The organism is Quatrionicoccus australiensis, from assembly GCF_020510425.1.
Lineage (GTDB): Bacteria > Pseudomonadota > Gammaproteobacteria > Burkholderiales > Rhodocyclaceae > Azonexus > Azonexus australiensis_A.
This window is the reverse complement of the sequence record NZ_JAHBAH010000001.1, coordinates 3,570,386-3,589,379: the sequence shown is the minus strand read 5'-3', so window position 1 is coordinate 3,589,379 and position 18,994 is coordinate 3,570,386. Positions and strand designations below refer to the sequence as shown.

Below are 18,994 nucleotides of genomic sequence, written 5' to 3'. Positions count from 1 at the left end.
CCTCAATTAACGCCACACACTCAGGAGAGTAGAAAAATGGATCAGAAAAACGCAAGTTCTGCCGGCAAGTGCCCGGTCATGCACGGCGGCGCCACCTCGGCCGGCGTCTCGAACATGGAATGGTGGCCGAAGGCCCTCAATCTCGACATCCTGCACCAGCACGACAGCAAGACCAATCCGCTCGGCGCATCCTTCAACTACCGCGAAGAAGTGAAGAAGCTCGACGTCGCGGCCCTCAAAAACGACCTCAAGGCGCTGATGACCGACAGCCAGGACTGGTGGCCGGCCGACTGGGGCCACTACGGCGGCCTGATGATCCGCATGGCCTGGCACTCGGCCGGCACCTACCGCATCGCCGACGGCCGTGGCGGCGCCGGCAAGGGCAACCAGCGCTTCGCGCCGCTCAACTCGTGGCCGGACAATGCCAACCTCGACAAGGCACGCCGCCTGTTGTGGCCGATCAAGAAAAAATACGGCAACAAGATCAGCTGGGCTGACCTGATGATCCTCGCCGGCAACATGGCCTACGAGTCGATGGGTCTCAAGATCTTCGGCTTCGCCTTCGGCCGCGAAGACATCTGGCAACCGGAAAAGGACATCTACTGGGGTTCCGAGAAGGAATGGCTGGCCCCGACCGGCGCCGCCGGCAGCCGCTACTCTGGCGAACGCGACCTGGAAAACCCGCTCGCCGCCGTGATGATGGGCCTGATCTACGTCAACCCGGAAGGCGTGGACGGCAAGCCCGACCCGCTCAAGACGGCGCAGGACATGCGCGTCACCTTTGCCCGCATGGCGATGAACGACGAAGAAACCGTCGCCCTCACGGCCGGCGGCCACACCGTCGGCAAGGCGCACGGCAACGGCAGCGCGGCCAATCTCGGCGCGGCGCCGGAAGCGGCCGACGTCAATGAACAGGGTCTGGGCTGGAACAATCACAGCAGCCGCGGCATCGGCCGCGACACCGTGACCAGCGGCATTGAAGGCGCCTGGACAACCAACCCGACGCAGTGGGACAACGGCTACTTCGACCTCCTCTTCAAGTACGACTGGTGGTTGAGCAAGTCGCCGGCCGGCGCACATCAGTGGGCACCGATCAACATCAGCGAAGAAGACAAGCCGGTCGACGTCGAAGACGCCTCGATCCGCTGCCTGCCGATGATGACCGACGCCGACATGGCGCTCAAGTTCGACCCGGCATACCGCAAGATCGCCGAACGCTTCCGCGACGATCAGGCCTACTTCTCGGAAACCTTTGCCCGCGCCTGGTTCAAGCTGACCCACCGCGACATGGGCCCGAAGGTGCGCTACATCGGCCCGGATGTACCGGCGGAAGACCTCATCTGGCAGGACCCGGTCCCGGCCGGCCGCACCGATTACGACGTCGCCGCCGTCAAGGCGCAGATCGCCACCAGCGGCCTGTCGCTCGCCGAGATGGTCGCCACCGCCTGGGACAGCGCCCGTACCTTCCGCGGTTCGGACAAGCGCGGCGGCGCCAATGGCGCCCGCATCCGCCTCGCCCCGCAAAAGGACTGGGAAGGCAACGAGCCGGTGCGTCTGGCCAAGGTCCTGGCGGTCTACGAGCAAATTTCGGCAAAAACCGGCGCCAGCGTCTCTGACGTGATCGTGCTCGCCGGCAATGTCGGGGTCGAACAGGCTGCCAGGGCTGCCGGCTACGCGGTCGATGTGCCCTTCGCTCCCGGTCGTGGCGATGCGACGCCGGAAATGACCGATGTCGAATCCTTCGCCGTGCTCGAACCGCTGGCCGATGGCTTCCGCAACTGGCAGAAGAAGGACTACGTGGTCAGCGCCGAGGAAATGCTGCTCGACCGCGCGCAACTGATGGGCTTGAACGCCCATGAGATGACCGTGCTGATCGGCGGCCTGCGCGTGCTCGGCACCAACCACGGCGGCAGCGCCCACGGCGTGTTCACCGACCGCGTCGGCGTGCTCAGCAACGACTTCTTCGTCAATCTGACCGACATGGCCTACACCTGGAAGCCGACCGGCCGCAACAGCTACGCCATCGTCGAGCGCAAGAGCGGCGCCACCAAATGGACGGCGACCCGCGCCGACCTGGTGTTCGGCTCCAACTCGGTATTGCGTGCTTATGCCGAGGTCTATGCCCAGGACGACAACCGTGAGAAGTTCGTGCAGGACTTCGTCGCCGCCTGGACCAAGGTCATGAACGCCGACCGCTTCGACCTGGTCTGAGCCCGGCCAGGCATATCAACTGCAATCCAGCCCCCGATTATTCGGGGGCTTTTTTTGATCAGGCCGCCCTGCCCCGCGCCGCGTGCAGCTTCTTGTAGCTGTCGATCAGCCGCTGGTGGCGGTCCAGACCTTCGAGCGCCAGGCTGGTCGGGGTCAGTCCGTGGAAGCGCACGCTGCCGTCCACCGAGCCGAGCACCGCGTCCATGCGCGGGTTGCCGAACATGCGGCGGAAATTCACCACGTAATCGTCCAGTTCCAGTTCATCGTCGAGCAGCACTTCGAGCACCACGTTGAGCGCCTGGTAGAACAGGCCGCGCTCGACGGTGTTTTCGTTGTATTGCAGGTAGGCCTCGACCTGTTCCTTGGCCGCCGCGAAATCCTGCAGCGCGAGATTGATGAGGAGCTTGAGTTCGAGGATGGTGAGCTGCCCCCAATCCGTGTTCTCGTCGAATTCGACGCCGATCAGCGTGATGATGTCGGTGTAGTCGTCGAGTTCGCTCTCTTCCAGGCGCTCCAGCAAGGCTTCCAGCGCCTCATCGTCGAGGCGGTGCAGGTTCAGGATGTCTGCGCGGAAGGCCAGCGCCTTGTTGGTGTTGTCCCAGATCAGGTCGTCGACCGGATAGATTTCCGAATAACCCGGCACCAGGATGCGGCAAGCGGTGGCGCCAAGCTGGTCGTAGACCGCCATGTACACCTCCTTACCCAGGTCTTCGAGGATGCCGAACAGCGTGGCGGCCTCGTCGGCGTTGGAATTCTCGCCGTGGCCGGAGAAATCCCACTCGACGAAGTCGTAATCGGCCTTGGCGCTGAAGAAGCGCCAGGAGACGACGCCGCTCGAGTCGATGAAGTGTTCGACGAAGTTGTTCGGCTCGGTGACCGCGTTGCTCTCGAAGGTCGGGCGCGGCAGGTCGTTGAGGCCTTCGAAGCTGCGGCCCTGCAACAACTCGGTCAGGCTGCGTTCGAGCGCCACTTCCAGGCTCGGATGCGCGCCGAAGGAGGCAAACACGCCGCCGGTGCGCGGGTTCATCAGGGTCACGCACATCACCGGGAACTCGCCGCCCAGCGACGCATCCTTGACCAGCACCGGGAAGCCCTGGTTTTCCAGCTCGGCAATTCCGGCGACGATGCCCGGATATTTGGCCAGCACCTCGGCCGGCACGTCGGGTAGCGCGATTTCGCCTTCGAGGATTTCGCGCTTGACGGCGCGTTCGAAGATTTCCGACAGGCACTGCACCTGCGCCTCGACCAGCGTGTTACCGGCGCTCATGCCGTTGCTGAGGAACAGGTTGTCGATCAGGTTGGTCGGGAAATAGACCGTTTCCCCGTCCGACTGGCGCACATAGGGCAGCGCGCAGATGCCGCGCTCGGTGTTGCCGGAGTTGGTGTCGAACAGGTGCGAGGCGCGCAGTTCGCCGTCCGGGTTGTAGATGTCGAGGCAGTAATCGTCGAGCAGGCCCTTGGGCAGCGCATCCTTCTTGCCCGGCTTGAACCAGCGCTCCTCCGGGTAATGCACGAAGGGCGCGTTGGCGATCTCCGGGCCCCAGTAATTGTCGTTGTAGAAATGGTTGCAGCTCGCCCGCTCGATGTACTCGCCGAGCGCCGAAGCCAGCGCGCTTTCCTTGGTCGCGCCCTTGCCGTTGGTGAAGCACATCGGCGAATGCGCGTCGCGGATGTGCAGCGACCAGACATTGGGCACCAGGTTGCGCCAGGAGGCGATTTCGATCTTGATGCCCAGCCCGGCGAGCAGGCCGGACATGTTGGCGATGGTCTGCTCGAGCGGCAGATCCTTGCCGGCGATGAAAGTCTGGGTGCCGGCATCCGGGTTGATGGTCAACAGCGCCTGGGCGTCGGCGTCGAGGTTCTCGACTTCCTCGATGATGAACTCGGGGCCGGTCTGCACGACCTTCTTGACGGTACACCGGTCGATGGAGCGCAAAATACCCAGCCGGTCCTTGGCGGAAATGTCCGGCGGCAGCTCGACCTGGATCTTGAAAGTCTGCTGGTAGCGGTTTTCCGGATCGACAATGTTGTTCTGCGACAGGCGGATGTGCTCGGTCGGAATGTTGCGCGTGTCGCAGTAGAGCTTGACGAAATAGGCCGCGCACAAGGCCGACGAAGCCAGGAAGTAATCGAACGGCCCCGGCGCCGAGCCGTCGCCCTTGTAGCGGATGGGCTGATCGGCGATGACCGTGAAGTCGTCGAACTTGGCCTCGAGACGAAGCTTGTCGAGAAAATTGACCTTGATTTCCATGCGGGAATTCCAGAAATGGCGTGAAGAAACGGATTGGGCGCCATTATCCGGGTTTCTTGGGAGGAAGCGGGGTTGTATGAAGGGTCGCGGGAAACGGGCGTGGCACAAAGCTTGGGCAAAAAAACGGGCATTGTGAAAAATGCCCGTTTTGAGCGGTCGACCGCTCAAAACCATTAATTTCCGGCTGCTGTTCGGCCAAAGCCGTCGGTCGGATACCGATAGAAAAAAGGCCGGTTCTGATTAGAGACCGGCCATTTGTATTTTGTAAGAAATCGATGCCCCCCCCGGACGTTAAAGCCCACTGCTACTGAAAACGGGGGGGGCGTCGAAGCACTCACAACCAGTTTCCCATCAGGATGAATGGCGCCCAGAAGTAGGGATGGTCGGTGGCATCCACCGGTGCCGTCTTGCCTGCCTCCCTCCGTTTCGCCCCGCGGCTGACCTCAGCCAGCGCCGACCCGACCCGGCCCTCGATAAAGGCCAGCTGAGCCAGCTGCATCGCCGCCGCCTTGGTCATTCCCGGATTCTTCTGGCGAATGCCGTAGAAGAGCTGCATGAACTGCCCGGTGCTTTCGTCGGCCACCGGCCACAAGGTCGCCAGTACGCCCTTGGCCCCCTGGTTCTGGGCCAGCGCCCCAAAGCCCTCGACCTCCCGGCCATTGGCATCCTTGCCGCCACCTACGGCGGTTTCGCAAGCGGAGAGCGTCAGCAAATCCAGATTCACGAACTCGTAACCATCCTTGATTTCCTTCAGCGACAGCCGCTGGCCATCCCCCAGCAACAGGAATGAATTTGTCTCATTCCCCGGTTCGAACACAAAGTGACTGGCCAGATGCACCACCGGCGGCTCGTTCTCCAGCCCGCTTTTGAATGCCTGGGCGGTAAACGCCTGGTCGAACTTCACCTGCCCCGGCATATCCAGCAGGATGCCCTCCAGTTCGCTCTTCACCGACGGCAAGGCACTGAAATCCTCCACCTTGCGGGTCAAGCCATAACCGGCCAGCGACCAGGACGCCTGCGGCTTGTCCTTCAACTTGTCCGTGGCTGCCGAGGTATAGAGCGCCAACTGATAACGCTGAGCCACGAACCGCTCGCCGTCGTACAGTGCCGCCATCGGCAAATAACGCAGGCTGCCGTCGAGCGACAGCATCAATGTCTGTGCCCCAGCCTGCTGCAGGTCATCGGCCACCGGTCCGATCAAAAGGGCGTACAGCGCCTTGCCTAGTTCCTTGATCTTGGGATCACGTCGGGCAATGGCCTCGCGGTATTGACCGATCTGACGGTTGAGGTCGGCGGCGTTGATGGCAGCCTCCCGCTTCAACTGCACGGTTGGTGTGGTCAGCAGAATCCACAGCCGCTTGTCGGTCATCAGGTAATGCAGCGTCACCGCGCCATGCCCCAGATCGCGCAAGGTGCCCTGCAAGGCGCGCAGGCTGGCCAGGTTTTTCTCGCCGAACTCCTGCTGACGGTCGGCACCCGTGTTTTGCGTGAATTCCTTCTTCAAATCGACCATGAAGGCATCGTAGGCTTGGCGGGCAACGGCGAGGTCGGCATCGATCTTCTCCTTGCGCGCCAGTTCGTCCGCCGCCAGAGTCTCGCCATTCTTCACCCGCTTGAGCAGCCCCTCGCGTTCCTTGCCCAAAGCGGCCAGCTGATTGCTGATCTGGTTGTACCGCTCGCTCCACGGGCGTTCCTGCTCGGTAAAGCCGGCCTGGGTCTTGCGCGGATCGCTGGCGCTGCTGCGCTGGACGAAGTCGAAATACTCGGCTTCCTTCAACATGGCGAGAACCTGCTGGCCTTCGGTCAGGCGACCTTGGGCAAAGAGCAGGTCGGCCAGGGACTTGTAGGTGGTTTCGTTTTTCTCGAGGAAGGACTTCTGAGTTTCCTTGTCCAGCCCCGTATTGCCGGCGCGGACGGATTGCAGGGTGTTGACCGCTTGTTTGCCGTACCAGATGGCGAGGTCGGGTTGGGTGTCGGTGTAGAAGGCAAGGAGCAGTTTTTGTGCAATCCATGTGTTCGAAGGATTCCCAGCGTTTGTCGCGATACGCCAGGCACGCAGCAAGAGAGGCTCGGCGCGCGTTGGTTTCTTCATGGCCTCATACAGTCCGGCCAGATTGTTCAGTCGAATGCCTGTCGATGGGTGCTCCGGGCCTTCGACCTTTTCCGAAATGGCCAAGGTGCGCAACATGAGCGGTTCGGCTCGGGCGTATTGTCCTGTGTAGTAATAAAGCAATGCCAGGTTGTTGATCCATACACCCGCATCGGGGTGTTCTGGCCCCAAGTATTTTTCACCGATGGCGAGGGCACGGCGAGCGAGAGGCTCGGCGTGCTTGTATCGACCCATGACTTGATAAAGCAATGCCAGGTTGTTGAGTTGTCGGGCGGTGGATGGATGGTTGGGGCCGTTGGACTTTTCCGAGATGGCCAAGGCTCGCGAATAGAGCGGCTCCGCTCGATCATACTGACCCAATTGTTGGTAAAGTCCGGCCAGATTGTTGAGCCAGACACCGGTATCCGGGTGCGTAGGACCTAGGTGTTTTTCGCCAATGTTTACGGCTCGGATAAATAGCTCTTCGGCCTTGGCGAACTGCCCGATGGATTGGTACAGCAACGCCAAATTATTGAGGGAAATGCCTGTAGTCGGGTGTTCCGGACCGAGATGCTTGTCTGTAATGCTTATGGCGCGGAGATGGAATGCCTCAGCCCGGGCGTATTGGCCCATGGCCTGATAAAGCAAGCCCAAATTGTTCAGGACGTTGCTGGTTGACAGGTGTTCCAGGCCATTTGCGGCTTCCGAGATGGCGAGGGCGCGGATATAGAGAGGCTCGGCGCGAGCATATTGACCCATGGTGCGGTATAGCTCCGCCAGATTGTCGAGAGAGATTCCTGTATCGGGATGTTCCGGGCCAAGAATTTTTTCTGTAATGGCAAGAGCACGGACAAATAGCGGTTCGGCATGGGCATTGCTACCGGTCAGCTGAAGAAGAATGGCAACGTCGCTTAGGCGGAAGCCTGTTATAGGATGGAAATTTCCGAGCGTTTTAGTTGTTGCTTGTAAGCTTTGTCGGGCCAAAGGCAAGGCTTGACGATATTTTCCGGCAGCCTTTAGCTGATCCGCTTCGTTCTTGAGACGCATGGCTGTTTGCCAATTAGGCCATGCCTGCATGAACCAGGTTCGAGCCTGACGGCATTCCCTTACCTTCCAGCCTTTATCAATAAAAGTATTGAAATCGGCCAAGGGGCCGTTTTCGAAGGCGCGGTCACTATCGATGTAGAGCAGTGCCATTTGGTACCAACCCTGGGCGGATTTTGCATCGCCCTGAAGCAGGAAAGTGTGACCGAGATTGACCAAGGCAGGCCAATTAGTCGGGTCGAGGCTGGCTGCTTTTTCGCAGGCCGACTGGGCCTCTGCCGGCTGATTGGCTAGGATCAGCGTCCAGCACAGACCATTCCAGTTATCAGCATAATCAGGCTGTAATTCGGCGGCACGACGACGGGGAGGTATGGCGCGAGCGATATCCCCCATTTGTGTCAAGGCCAACCCCAGCCAGTGGTGGCCATCTGAATTCTGCGGATCTTGATCAACCATACGCTTGGCCAGTGTGGCCATGTGGGGCCAGTTCTGGGCGTTCATGGCTTCGTTGACTTCGCTTTTAAGCGCAGTGATGCTCGTTACCGGCATGGTTGCCACGGCGGTTTGGGCCTGGGCTGGCGGTAGGGCAACTGGCAGGCTGAAGGCGAGCAGGAGAGCGAGGGTGATCGGGCGCATGGGTTTTCCGGACGAATGGTTTGAGCCTTCATGTCAGTATACGCACGGCTGAAGGGCGCCGCTCACGGATCTATCTGAAGACTGGCGTTGACTCGCTACTTAGCCTGACGCAGCAGGCCGCAAAAGTGGAGTATTGTCTGGAAGATGCAATGACAAAGTCAAAGTTAATCAATACCTGATGGGATACCATTTTAACGGTAGCAGTGTTGAACTGCCGCCAGTGAATGGCCGCCCCAATTGACTTCACAAATCAGATACCAGTCGCTAAAGCAGGATAGGGTCGAATTGCGGATCAGGGCAGGGAGTAATCATTCGTCGGTAACGGAAGCGTCCATTTAAGGGGAGTGCCGCTTCAACGTCAGCAACCTGCGCGACACCGGCCACTCAGCAGAGCCTGTCCAACCGGCGGCATTTGCCGAGATCCAGCCTCATGCGAGCAACATCAGGCAGCACCTCTGCCAAAGCGGTTGTTGGCCCATCAGCCGGTGTCAGGCTGCAATCTGGCGCAGACCTGCCGCTCAGTGTCTGATGGCCTCAACACTCAAACGGTGCTTTTCCCATTCAGAGAATGCGAACTATCGACCCAAAGCGGCAAGTCCTGAATTGTTGAAGCGGATGTTCTGGAATAAGCCGCGCAGGAAAGCGGCGTCGGCTTAAATGAATTGTTAGCTTCGTGCTGATTAATACGCCGAAAGACCATCGTTTTCCAAAACAAAATTCTCCACCAAGCCCATCCCGGTTATGCTTTGTGCAAGTATTTTGAAGTTGTACTCCTCTGGAGGCTCCGTGCTACGACCTTCCTGCTTATCGAGGCCAACGATGTATTGGATTAATGCATCTAAGCTCTGTCTATTAATGCAGCATTCATTGCGCGTAAGGAGCACATTGAGCCGTTGGGCACGACAAGCACGATTTTTGAGGTCTGCTATCACCTCCTGGTTGACGTCGTGCATACCGGTGCGAATGGCGCCAATTCTGCTTCCAATATCAGTGTATATCTCGGAAAACTCAGCAAGCTCCTCCAGATACTTTGGGCGATATGCAATTCCCTCAATTTTATTTATGCCATTCGAGAGCTTGTTTTCTGGAGGAATTCGAACTGTTATTGAATCCTCCATGTCCTCCCGCCACATTGGGGTCTCGCGATCCATGACATCCTTGATGTAACGTTGAATCCAAAGGAAATAAATCGACTGAGGATCGGTGACGCTCACACGAAACAGAAGAAACGGGGTGCTGAATTTCTCCACGTAAGAGAGCGATTTCTTATCGATGCAGTAGTTGATTGTGCCTGCGTGGACAGGCTTAAGCGACTCTTCAGTGCCCTTGATCTGAATATGGAAAACGGCCCCAGTTGCAGCGAAAGCATCCTTGCCCTTTGCATCTTTTAGACCCGGTGCAAAAATTTCCACCATCAGATCGATGCCATAGTCACGCTCGGTCAGTTCTCGCACGACCCAATGGTCCGGCAACTGTCCCATGACGGCCTTGATGGCCCTGGAATCGACGATGTGCGTTTGAGTTCTCATCCAAGAAGCTAACAGTTAAATGAGAGACCTCGCGCAGTTTTATGCGCGAGGTCCGCTCGATTGATGGGGTTATGCGGCATTTGATGCTTTGTGCCAAAAACGTACAGCCATTTCTCATTGTGACGAGGATAGCGGTTAGACGTCCTGTTGAACCGACCTCCGCAGCGTTGGTATTTCAACGCCTCTTCATTATTGAATCTCTGATGATGGCGTAACGGCAATTGATCGAATGTCTTTGACTTCAACTACTCTGAATTGCCTTTGATTCTCTTTTGCATCGAGTCTTACAAGTAGTGCTTTGTCTTGGAGCAGTTGTACCAGCCGCCAAACATTCGCGGGTTGTATGGAATCGACTGCGACAAATGGTAATGGTGAGTTGGTTACGTCCATGTCACGCATGGATTGAGCTTGACCTAGGCGTTCAGGAGCCCAGAAAAGGCCAGGTAGCACGATCCAGTAGACAAGCCACAGATGCCCTGATGAGAGGGGGGCGTGAATAGCCTTAGTGTGTCCGTAGAGTTCAGCCACAGTAATCCCCGCAGCTACCGCACACAGCAACGACCCAATGCTTGCAAACGTGTAAGGCCCCGGGGATGGGAGCTTGCCAAATGTGCCCTGTGAGGCAAGCAGGCATACCGAAGAAGTCAGCAGGAAGGCTGCGCAAGCCCAGCTAAGTTTGCGTGTAGTAATCTTATTATCATTGAGCAGTGTCAATGAGTAAAAGGCGCCAAATGCGATTGCAATGATGGTATTCGCACTTTGTTGAAGCAAGGTTAGCGGAGGCACTGATGCGGCTGCCCAACTCGCGCCAATTGACGTGTAATAAGCCTTCGTTTCCTTCCAGCCGACGAAATACCCAATCGCAGAAAGAGATACAACAGTGCTTATCGCCTTGGGCAACAAGTCCCATAGACGGTTCGATTCGACGGATGAATGGGGGGCGTTCATGGCTCTTGATCAAATGTTTGAAATCACCAGCGCTGCATGGTCTTGTCGCGTAGCAGATGTGTGAATTGTCGGGTTAATTAGAGCTTCCACCAGACTCGGCATCCGCATATGCAATGATAGTATGCCAATGAGCATTGGGTAGCGGAGAAAAACATGCCAAACGTAACACTGGAACATTTTGAACGAGCCGCTGCCGACATCGGGGCACATGGCGATAACGATATGCTTCCGTTCGATATCGACACCCGCTTCGTTTCGCACAAGCAAGCGGAACTAGCACACGCGGCATTTGCGTTCTTTGAACAGTTGCAACGCGATAGCGAACAAAATAGTTCGACCAAGGTAACAGCACTTAGTGTTTTCAGTGAGCGTCTCTTGGCTCCGACAGGTCCGACTGGGTTCCGCGTGGCAACCAAAATTCAGCCGTTCTGGAATATTTACCTCAATGGGCTAGGGGTAGCAATTGCAGACGCGCTGGAAGATGATCGTGACGGCCGAGTTCATTCATACCGCTTCCTACGTAATGGTGGACACGAACTGTTCGACAGAACTTTTTCATGGAAGGCATTCCGGGAGGCAACAGTTGCCGATGCAAGCGCTGGAGGGCCAGGCACAGTCATTGTTCAAACCGATATATCGAGTTTTTACCAGCACATATCTCACCATCATATTGAAAACTTTATTGATGACCTTTTTCCAGAAAACGAGCGCATCGGTAACCAAATAAACGCGCTTCTCAATAAATTCTCAAGTGGCAGGTCGTTTGGCCTTCCGATTGGGGGGCAATGCTCTCGAATCCTTGCGGAGTTATTTCTCAATCCAGTTGACCACCGGATGACAGGGGCCGGGATTCAATGGCATAGATATGTCGATGACTATGTTCTGATTGCCAGGTCCCAAGCAGATGCTTATCGGGCGCTTTCCTTTCTTTCGCACACTCTCGCTGATTACGGATTGACGTTGAATAAGACGAAGACCGTGATGTTTGCATCGAGGCATTACCTTGACTACGTAATTTCTCAGCTTGGCGCCGACGATGACGAAGCGCGACAACTCAGGCAAATTGACCTGCACTTTGATCCTTATTCGGATACTTCAGTCGACGATTACGAGTCGTTAAAGCAAACAGTCGAGAGTCTTGAGGTCCAGAAACTTCTTAATCGCGAGTTGGAGAAAGCTTTGCCGGACACCTTTTTGGTAACTCAGATTGGACGTACACTCAAGCTGCAGGAGCCCACCGTTGCTATTCAGCTTGCAACCACCCTCCTGAGTCAGGGAAATTTGCATGCCTTCCGCGCCTCTTGGTCAACGATTATGCGAGGGGTTGCAAACCTCCGTGCTACCGAAGAATTTACCGACATTTTCATTACCCTTGACCAAATCCTGGATGTCATTCCGGAACATTCAGCCCACCTGCTTCAGGCGGAAGCAAGCCTTCTCCACTATCTTCGAACCCTGCGTTTCAAGCGGACGCCGCCCAGAGCTGCATTCGTACAACAAATCTATGATGCCACTCGCTCCGACACAGTAAAGAGGGCATGCATCGACTGCTGGCGGCAATGGAAAGACCGGGGAGGGTTCACCTTCATTCGAAATCGCTGGAATGAGTTGAGTGCCGATTGCCAGCGCCTGGTATGGCTAGCGGCCTCTGCCTTTGGTGATCAAGGTGAGGGATTTAAGCGTCAGATTCGTCCAAACCTAGATCACGCATGGAGACTGGGTATTGAGCGTCAGAACACAGCCAGTTATGCTTCAATATATCAGGAGTGGTGCGATGACCCGCAAGCCAGTGCCTGACCCTAGAACCGTCGCCCGTAATATCCCAGGTGTTTTCGATTCAATATTTCCGCAGCTAACACCTAGCGTCATAGCCCACTTCAATCAAACTGCGGAGTCGTCAAACTGCAATCCAGTTCCACTTGAAATGGTGCAGGAGTCTAAGCTTCAGAAGGCCATGCTCTTTGAGCTTGGTTTTGCTGTTGGTGAAACTCTGCTAGCTACTAGCAGCGATATCGACTGGAGTGACTGCGTGCAGGTTTCCGTTGCTCGTCAGAGACGTTACTTTGACGCGGAAATCCCTAATGAAATTACCGAGCTCGATAGGCGCATCGCCGAGATGGTCGGCAATAATATTGCGTCGATGATATTGGAATTAGCACTAGAGCGGGGCCACTCCATAACGGCGGCGCCTCTCATTCCTGGTTTTCAGTGGATTGCGTCAGGCCAGGGCGACTTTGCTGCAGGTCCAACGCTTATTGAAGTGAAATGTAGCAATAAGAACTTTTCAGCCTCAGACTATCGACAAATAGTCATGTATTGGCTTTTAAGCTTTTCTGCATCAGTGGAAGTGGAGAGGAACCGGCCCGAGTGGTCCGAGGGGATACTCTTAAATCCTCGTTCAGGGAAATATGTTGCCTTACGATTCGATGATTTCTTGCATGTAATAAGCGCAGGACGAACCAAGGTAGAAATTCTCCAACTTTTCTCGTCAATGGTCGGAACCCGCGATCTTAAATAAGTTAACTCGACACAGACTGTTTTCATGAGCCCATCCGAGATGGAGTCCGGGAGCGAACGCTTCGGTCGAGGAGTGGGCCAACATAAAGACCTTGTGACTGGCAGCTTGATATTTTTAAAGCTGCCATTACTCATTGAAAATGTCATCAGACCGGTTGGGGTCGATAGTTCGCATTCTCTGAATGGGAAAAGCACCGCTTGAGTGTTGAGGCCATCAGACACTGAGCGGCAGGTCTGCGCCAGATTGCAGCCTGACACCGGCTGATGGGCCAACGACCGCTTTGGCCGAACAGCAGCCCTCCCCAAAAAAAACGGGCGCCCCAAAAGCGCCCGTTTCCACCGGTCAACCGCTAAAAACCCCTCATTTCCCTACATCCCGAGATAAGCCGCCCGCACCTGTTCGTTGCTGATCAGTTCCTGGCCGGTGCCGGTCAGGGTGATGTGGCCGGTTTCGAGGACGTAGCCGCGGTCGGCGATGGCGAGCGCGGCGAAGGCGTTCTGTTCGACGAGGAAGATGGTCATGCCTTGGGCTTTCAGCGTTTTGACGACGTTGAAGACTTCTTCGACGAGCAGCGGCGCGAGGCCCATTGACGGTTCGTCGAGGAGCAGCATTTTCGGGCGGCCCATCAGGGCGCGGCCGATGGCGAGCATCTGCTGCTGGCCGCCGGAGAGCGTGCCGGCCGGCAGGTTGCGCTTTTCCTTCAAGATCGGGAACATCGCGAAAATCTTTTCGAGATCGCCCTCGACCTGCCCTTTCGGCTGGGTATAGGCGCCCAGGCGCAGGTTGTCCTCGATGCTGAGCGGGCCGAAGACCTGGCGGCCTTCCGGGCTCTGGCAGATGCCGCGACGCATGCGCAGGTCGGCGCGCAGTTTGCTGATGTCTTCGCCGTCGAACATGATCTGGCCGGCACTCATCGGCTGCACGCCGGAGAGCGTGCGCAGGAAGGTGGTCTTGCCGGCACCGTTGGCGCCGACCAGCGCGACCAGTTCGCCCTTGCGCACTTCGAGGTCGATGCCCTTGAGCGCCTTGATCCGGCCGTAGCAGCTTTCCATGCCCTTGACCGAAAGCAGCACGTCGCCCGGCCCGCTGGCGGCGCCCGGTTGCAGTTCGCCGGCGCTATGCGCGCCGAGGCCGATCGATTCCGGCGCCAGGCTGGCGATGCGGTGGAACAGTTCGCGGAATTCGGCGCGCGCCTTGCCGCCGAACAGCGGGTCGTCGTTGTCGAGAAAGGCGCGGTCGATCTCGGCCCAGTCGTCGCCGGTCAGCACCTCGCGGGCGAGCGGCATGGCGTCCTTTTCCTCGCTGCGGATGTGGTTCTTGATCGCCGACGTGTAGTTGCGCAGCGCCGCCGTGAAGGCGGCATTGCTTTCGCCGCCGCCAGCGGTCGACGCCAGTTTTGTGCGCAAATCGCGCAGCACTTCCGGGCCGTTGACGTGCTCGACCTGCAAGCGGTCGAGAATCGCCGCCGCATCGGGCGAGCGCAGGCGCAGCGCCGGGAACAGGAAGGCGTCTTCCTTGGCGTGGTGGGCGCGGTCCATGAACTGCTCGATGTAGTCGAAGACCGAGCTGAAAAACGGCGTCTCGACCTTGCTGCCGGCGTCGATCTCGTCCGCCACCATGTCCAGCGTGGTGGCGATACGCCAGAGGTTCTGGTGCTCTTCGGTGATGATGCGTAGTGCTTCCATGTTCTTTCCCTTCTCAGAGCCGGTTCATGATTTTCGGAAGATCATGAAAACGGGCTGTGGTTTTGTTTGATGCGTCTGTAAAACCCCTCCCGGCCTCCCCTTATCAGGGGAGGAGCACCCCAAATCGCGCGCCGGCGAGCTCCCTCCCCTGTCAAGGGGAGGGCTGGGGTGGGGTTTGAATGACAAACGAAAGATCACGAGTTGCTTCTCAGGCGTGAGCGCCGAGATAAGCCGCAATCACATCGGGATTTTTTCTGATTTCCTCGCCCGTGCCCTCGGTCAGCTTCTTGCCGTAATCGAGCACCAGGATGCGGTCCGACAGGTTCATGACCATTTTCATGTCGTGCTCGACGAGGACCACGGTCACGCCGGAATCGGCAATCTTGCGCACCAGGTGGTCAATCTCGATGGTTTCCTTGGGATTCAGGCCGGCGGCCGGTTCGTCGAGGAAAATCAGGCGCGGCTGCATGGCCAGGGCGCGGGCGATTTCCAGGCGCTTCAGGGCACCGTAGGACATCGCGTCGGCACGGGTTTCGACGTACTGGCCGAGGCCGACGAAATCCATCAGTTTGGCCGCTTCGGCGCGCATCTCGCGGTCACGCTTTTTCAGGCCGGGGAAGCGCAGGGCCGCCTTGACCAGGTTGCGATCCAGACGCAGATGGGCGCCGACCATGACGTTTTCGATGGCCGTCATGTTCATGCAGATCTGCAGGTTCTGGAAGGTGCGTGCCACGCCGCGCCGGGCCAGTTCGTTGGGCGACTTGCCGTGGATGGCTTCGCCGTCGAGACGGATTTCGCCCGTGGTCGGCTTGTAGACGCCGGTGATCAGGTTGAACAGCGTCGTCTTGCCGGCGCCGTTCGGGCCGATCACCGAGTAGACGATGCCGGCGTCGATGTTGAACGAGACGTTCTGCACCGCCTTGACGCCACCAAAATGGATGGACAGGTCCTTGACTTCGAGTAGCGACATGTTCAGTTCCCCTTGCCGAATTTGGCTGCCAGCGTCGGCACCAGGCCCTTGGGCAGGAAGATCATCGAGAGCATCAGGATGGCGCCGAAGACCACGGTTTCCCAGCCTTCGAAGGTGGCCAGCGCCTGCGGCAGCGCGGTCAGCAGCACGGCGCCGACCAGCGAGCCGTACACCGAGGCCATGCCGCCGATCACGACCATGGTGACCAGTTCGATGGAGTGGAAGAAGTCGGCGAAGTTGGGGCTGACGAAACCGACGTAATGCGCCGTAACGCTACCCATCAGGCTGGCGAAAACGGCGGAGAGCACGAAGATCGCCACCTTGTAGCGCACGATATCGACGCCGACCACCTGCGCCGCGACTTCGGAGCCATGCAGCGCGCGCAGCGCCCGGCCGAAGGGCGAGTCGATCAGGTTGAGCGAAGCCCACACCGACACCGAGAGCAGCAGCGCGACGACCCAGTACCAGTGCTTGTCGCTGGCCAGCTCGAAACCGAACAGGCCCATGCCCGGCACCGGCATGCCGTCCGGCCCACCCGTCCATTGCGCTTCGTTGCGCAGGGCGATGTTGATGATGATGCCGAGGCCGAGCGTCGCCATCGCCAGGTAGTTGCCCTTGAGCTTGAAGATCGGGCGCGCCACCAGCGCGGCAAGAATGCCGGTGGTGGCAGCGCCGGCGCCCATGGCGAGCAGCGGATGCCAGCCGAAATGCGTCGGCAGCACAGCCGATGCGTAGGCACCGATACCGAGGAAACCGGCGTGGCCGAGACTGATCTGGCCGGCAAAGCCGATCAGCAGGTTGAGGCCGAGCACGATCACGGCATTGATCGCCATGCGGATGACGAGATCGAGGTAGAAGCTGTTGGGCAGCACGAAAGGCAGCACCAGCAGGATGGCGATGACCAGGTAAAGGCCGTTGTAGACAGATTTCTTCATGTTATGCCTCGCGAAGGGCCGCCCCGAGGGAGGCATGCGCCCCCTTGGGGGGCAACGAACGAAGTGAGTGTGGGGGTCGTTTCATCTCACACCCGATCCGTCGATTTGCCGCCGAACAGGCCGCGCGGCATGAAGAAGAGAATGAACAGGATGAGCACGAAAGGCATTGCGTCCTTGTAGGCGGACGAAATGTAGCCGGCGCCCATCGCTTCGAGGATGCCGACGAGCAGGCCGCCAACCACGGCACCGAGGCCGTTGCCCAGACCGCCCAACACGGCGGCGACGAAGCCCTTCAAACCGAGCATGATCCCGACGTCGTAGGAAGTCAGCGTGATCGGCGTCAGCAGAATGCCGCCCAGCGCGCCGAGCGCCGCCGACATCGCGAAACTCATGAACAGCACCCACGACGTGTTGATGCCGACCAGTTCGGCCGCCAGACGGTTGAACGAGGTCGCCAGCATGGCCTTCCCGTGCAGCGTGCGGTTGAAGAAATACCACAGCGCCAAGACCACCACGGCGGTCACGCCGAGTACCCACAGGCTCTGCGGCAGCAACGTCGCACCAAGGATCTCGATCGGCGCATCGCCCGAGAAAGCCGGCAGGCTGTGCGTGCCCTTGCCGAAGATCACCGCGCTCAGGCCGCGGATGACCAGCGAGGCGCCGATGGTGATGATGATCAGGGTGACCGGTTCGGCGCCCTTGACCGGCTCGATGGCGAGCTTTTCGATCAGCACGCCGACGATGGCCGGAATCAGGATGGCGAGCATCAGCGCGACCGGCAGCGGCAGGCCGGCCTGCGTGAAGAACACGGCAAGCATGCCGCCCAACATGATGAATTCGCCCTGGGCGAAGTTGATCACGTTGCTGGCGTTGTAGATCAGCGTGAAGCCGAGCGCGGCCAGCGCGTAGGTGGCGCCGACCGTGATCCCGGAAAAGAGGAATTGCAGGAACTGGGCAAGCATCACAGCCTCCCTGCCCGCGGGCGATGGTTGTTCATGTCGTCTCCGTTTTTATTGTTTTGCAGCGGTCGACCGCGGCAAATGGGCAAAAATCGATCAGTGGGCCAGCAGATGGTCGGCATCCGCCGTCACCGGCTGCTGCTGCGCGAAGAAACCCTCGGTGTGCACCAGGTCGTCCTGCGCGCCGAGTGCCTTGACGGCGGCAACGCCGGCATCGACGAACTCCGGGCTGCCGGCAATGAAGATGGTGTGCTTGGAGAGATCCTTGAACATCTGCGGCAGCACGACATCGATGCGGCCCTTGAGGAAACCCTCGGCTTCTTCGCGGGTCAGCGTCACCTTGTAGTCGAAGTTGCGATGTTTGGTGCGCCACCAGGCCATCATGCCCTGGCTGTAGACGTCAGCCTTGGTACGCGCCGAGAAGAGCATGGTCACCGGCTTCTTGAAGCCGCGGCGCAGTGCCGCTTCGGCCAGCGCCAGCACGGGCGCCAGGCCGGTGCCGGCGGCGATGCACAGCACCGGCGTATCGACCGACGGGTCGCCGATGAAGGTGCCGTAGGCACCGGAAACCTTGACGCCCTCGCCGACCGCAAGCTGGTCATGCACCCAGTTGCTGGTCACGCCGCCTTCGGCGCGGGCAATTTGCAGCACCAGCTCGCCATCCGGGCGCGGTGCATTGGAAATAGAATAGGCGCGGGCCGGAATGTCGGCGCGCGGGTTGCCGAGCGTCACGTACTGGCCGGGCCAGTAGCGGATCGGCTGGCCGACCGGGCGCAGGCGCAGCTCGACGACGCGGGCGGCGATCTGTTTCTTGTCGGTAACTACAAAGAGCGCGTCTTCGCGCGGCGGGAAGAGTTTGGGCTTGGCGTCCTCGGTGCCCCACTCGATGCTGATTTCCTCGGAAATCGGCTTGGCCATGCACATCAGGCCATAGCCCTGCTTGCGTTCGTCCTGCGACAGCGCCATGTCGAGCACCATGCCCTGGTCGAACTGGCCGGTTGTGACTTTGACCTTGCATTCACCGCAGGCACCGGCGCGGCAGTTGTTGGGCAGCGCGTAGCCGGCCTTCTCCAGCGCCATCAGAACGGTATCGCCATAGGCGCAATCCACGGACTTGCCGGACGGTTGCATGATGATACGAGCCATTTTGTCTTCCCCTTTTTTGTCTTGGTTTCTCTGTTGCGGCAAGGCCGGAACCCCTCGCGGGGCACCGGCCGTT

12 protein-coding genes are annotated in these 18,994 nt (G+C 58.7%); 3 read left to right on the top strand and 9 right to left on the bottom strand.

The window, feature by feature from the left end; all coding sequences use genetic code 11:
- The first annotated feature begins 36 nt into the window (after nucleotides 1-36).
- Nucleotides 37-2,211, top strand: coding sequence for a catalase/peroxidase HPI (gene katG, locus KIG99_RS17160; protein WP_226461255.1), 2,175 nt, complete (start codon nucleotides 37-39; stop codon nucleotides 2,209-2,211).
- Between the two features lie 58 nt (nucleotides 2,212-2,269).
- Here the strand turns inward: katG and KIG99_RS17155 are convergent, their stop codons facing one another.
- From KIG99_RS17155 to KIG99_RS17140, 4 genes are all read right to left on the bottom strand, one after another.
- Nucleotides 2,270-4,462 (bottom strand): OsmC domain/YcaO domain-containing protein, encoded by a 2,193-nt coding sequence (locus KIG99_RS17155; protein ID WP_226461254.1) that lies wholly within the window; start codon nucleotides 4,460-4,462, stop codon nucleotides 2,270-2,272.
- Nucleotides 4,463-4,796: 334 nt separating this feature from the next.
- A complete protein-coding gene (locus KIG99_RS17150) occupies nucleotides 4,797-8,231 on the bottom strand; it encodes a CHAT domain-containing protein (protein WP_226461253.1) in 3,435 nt (1,144 codons plus the stop codon).
- 680 nt (nucleotides 8,232-8,911) lie between these two features.
- A complete protein-coding gene (locus tag KIG99_RS17145) occupies nucleotides 8,912-9,712 on the bottom strand; it encodes a DUF4365 domain-containing protein (RefSeq protein WP_226461252.1) in 801 nt (266 codons plus the stop codon).
- A gap of 237 nt (nucleotides 9,713-9,949) precedes the next feature.
- Nucleotides 9,950-10,708 (bottom strand): hypothetical protein, encoded by a 759-nt coding sequence (locus KIG99_RS17140; RefSeq protein ID WP_226461251.1) that lies wholly within the window; start codon nucleotides 10,706-10,708, stop codon nucleotides 9,950-9,952.
- 153 nt (nucleotides 10,709-10,861) lie between these two features.
- Between KIG99_RS17140 and KIG99_RS17135 the strand changes: the two genes are divergently transcribed.
- Together KIG99_RS17135 and KIG99_RS17130 are read left to right on the top strand one after the other, a co-directional pair.
- A complete protein-coding gene (locus KIG99_RS17135) occupies nucleotides 10,862-12,505 on the top strand; it encodes an RNA-directed DNA polymerase (protein ID WP_226461250.1) in 1,644 nt (547 codons plus the stop codon).
- Nucleotides 12,483-13,226: a hypothetical protein gene (locus KIG99_RS17130; RefSeq protein ID WP_226461249.1), complete on the top strand. Its 744-nt coding sequence runs from the start codon at nucleotides 12,483-12,485 to the stop codon at nucleotides 13,224-13,226. The genes KIG99_RS17135 and KIG99_RS17130 overlap by 23 nt, the downstream gene beginning before the upstream one ends.
- Nucleotides 13,227-13,594: 368 nt before the next feature.
- On the opposite strand, the gene KIG99_RS20795 is transcribed toward KIG99_RS17130, so the two are convergent.
- The 5 genes from KIG99_RS20795 to KIG99_RS17100 all read right to left on the bottom strand — a co-directional run bounded on the left by KIG99_RS20795 (nucleotide 13,595) and on the right by KIG99_RS17100 (nucleotide 18,921).
- Complete coding sequence (locus KIG99_RS20795; RefSeq protein ID WP_319002406.1) at nucleotides 13,595-14,911, bottom strand: ATP-binding cassette domain-containing protein; 1,317 nt, start codon at nucleotides 14,909-14,911, stop codon at nucleotides 13,595-13,597.
- A gap of 208 nt (nucleotides 14,912-15,119) precedes the next feature.
- Nucleotides 15,120-15,881, bottom strand: coding sequence for an ABC transporter ATP-binding protein (locus KIG99_RS17115; protein WP_226461248.1), 762 nt, complete (start codon nucleotides 15,879-15,881; stop codon nucleotides 15,120-15,122).
- Nucleotides 15,882-15,883: 2 nt separating this feature from the next.
- A complete protein-coding gene (locus KIG99_RS17110) occupies nucleotides 15,884-16,816 on the bottom strand; it encodes a branched-chain amino acid ABC transporter permease (protein ID WP_226461247.1) in 933 nt (310 codons plus the stop codon).
- An 86-nt stretch (nucleotides 16,817-16,902) separates the two neighbouring features.
- Nucleotides 16,903-17,778, bottom strand: a complete 876-nt coding sequence (locus tag KIG99_RS17105; protein ID WP_226461246.1) for a branched-chain amino acid ABC transporter permease — start codon at nucleotides 17,776-17,778, stop codon at nucleotides 16,903-16,905.
- A 93-nt stretch (nucleotides 17,779-17,871) separates the two neighbouring features.
- Entirely contained in the window at nucleotides 17,872-18,921 is a 1,050-nt protein-coding gene (locus KIG99_RS17100) for a 2Fe-2S iron-sulfur cluster-binding protein (protein WP_226461245.1), read from the bottom strand.
- Nucleotides 18,922-18,994 lie beyond the last annotated feature (73 nt).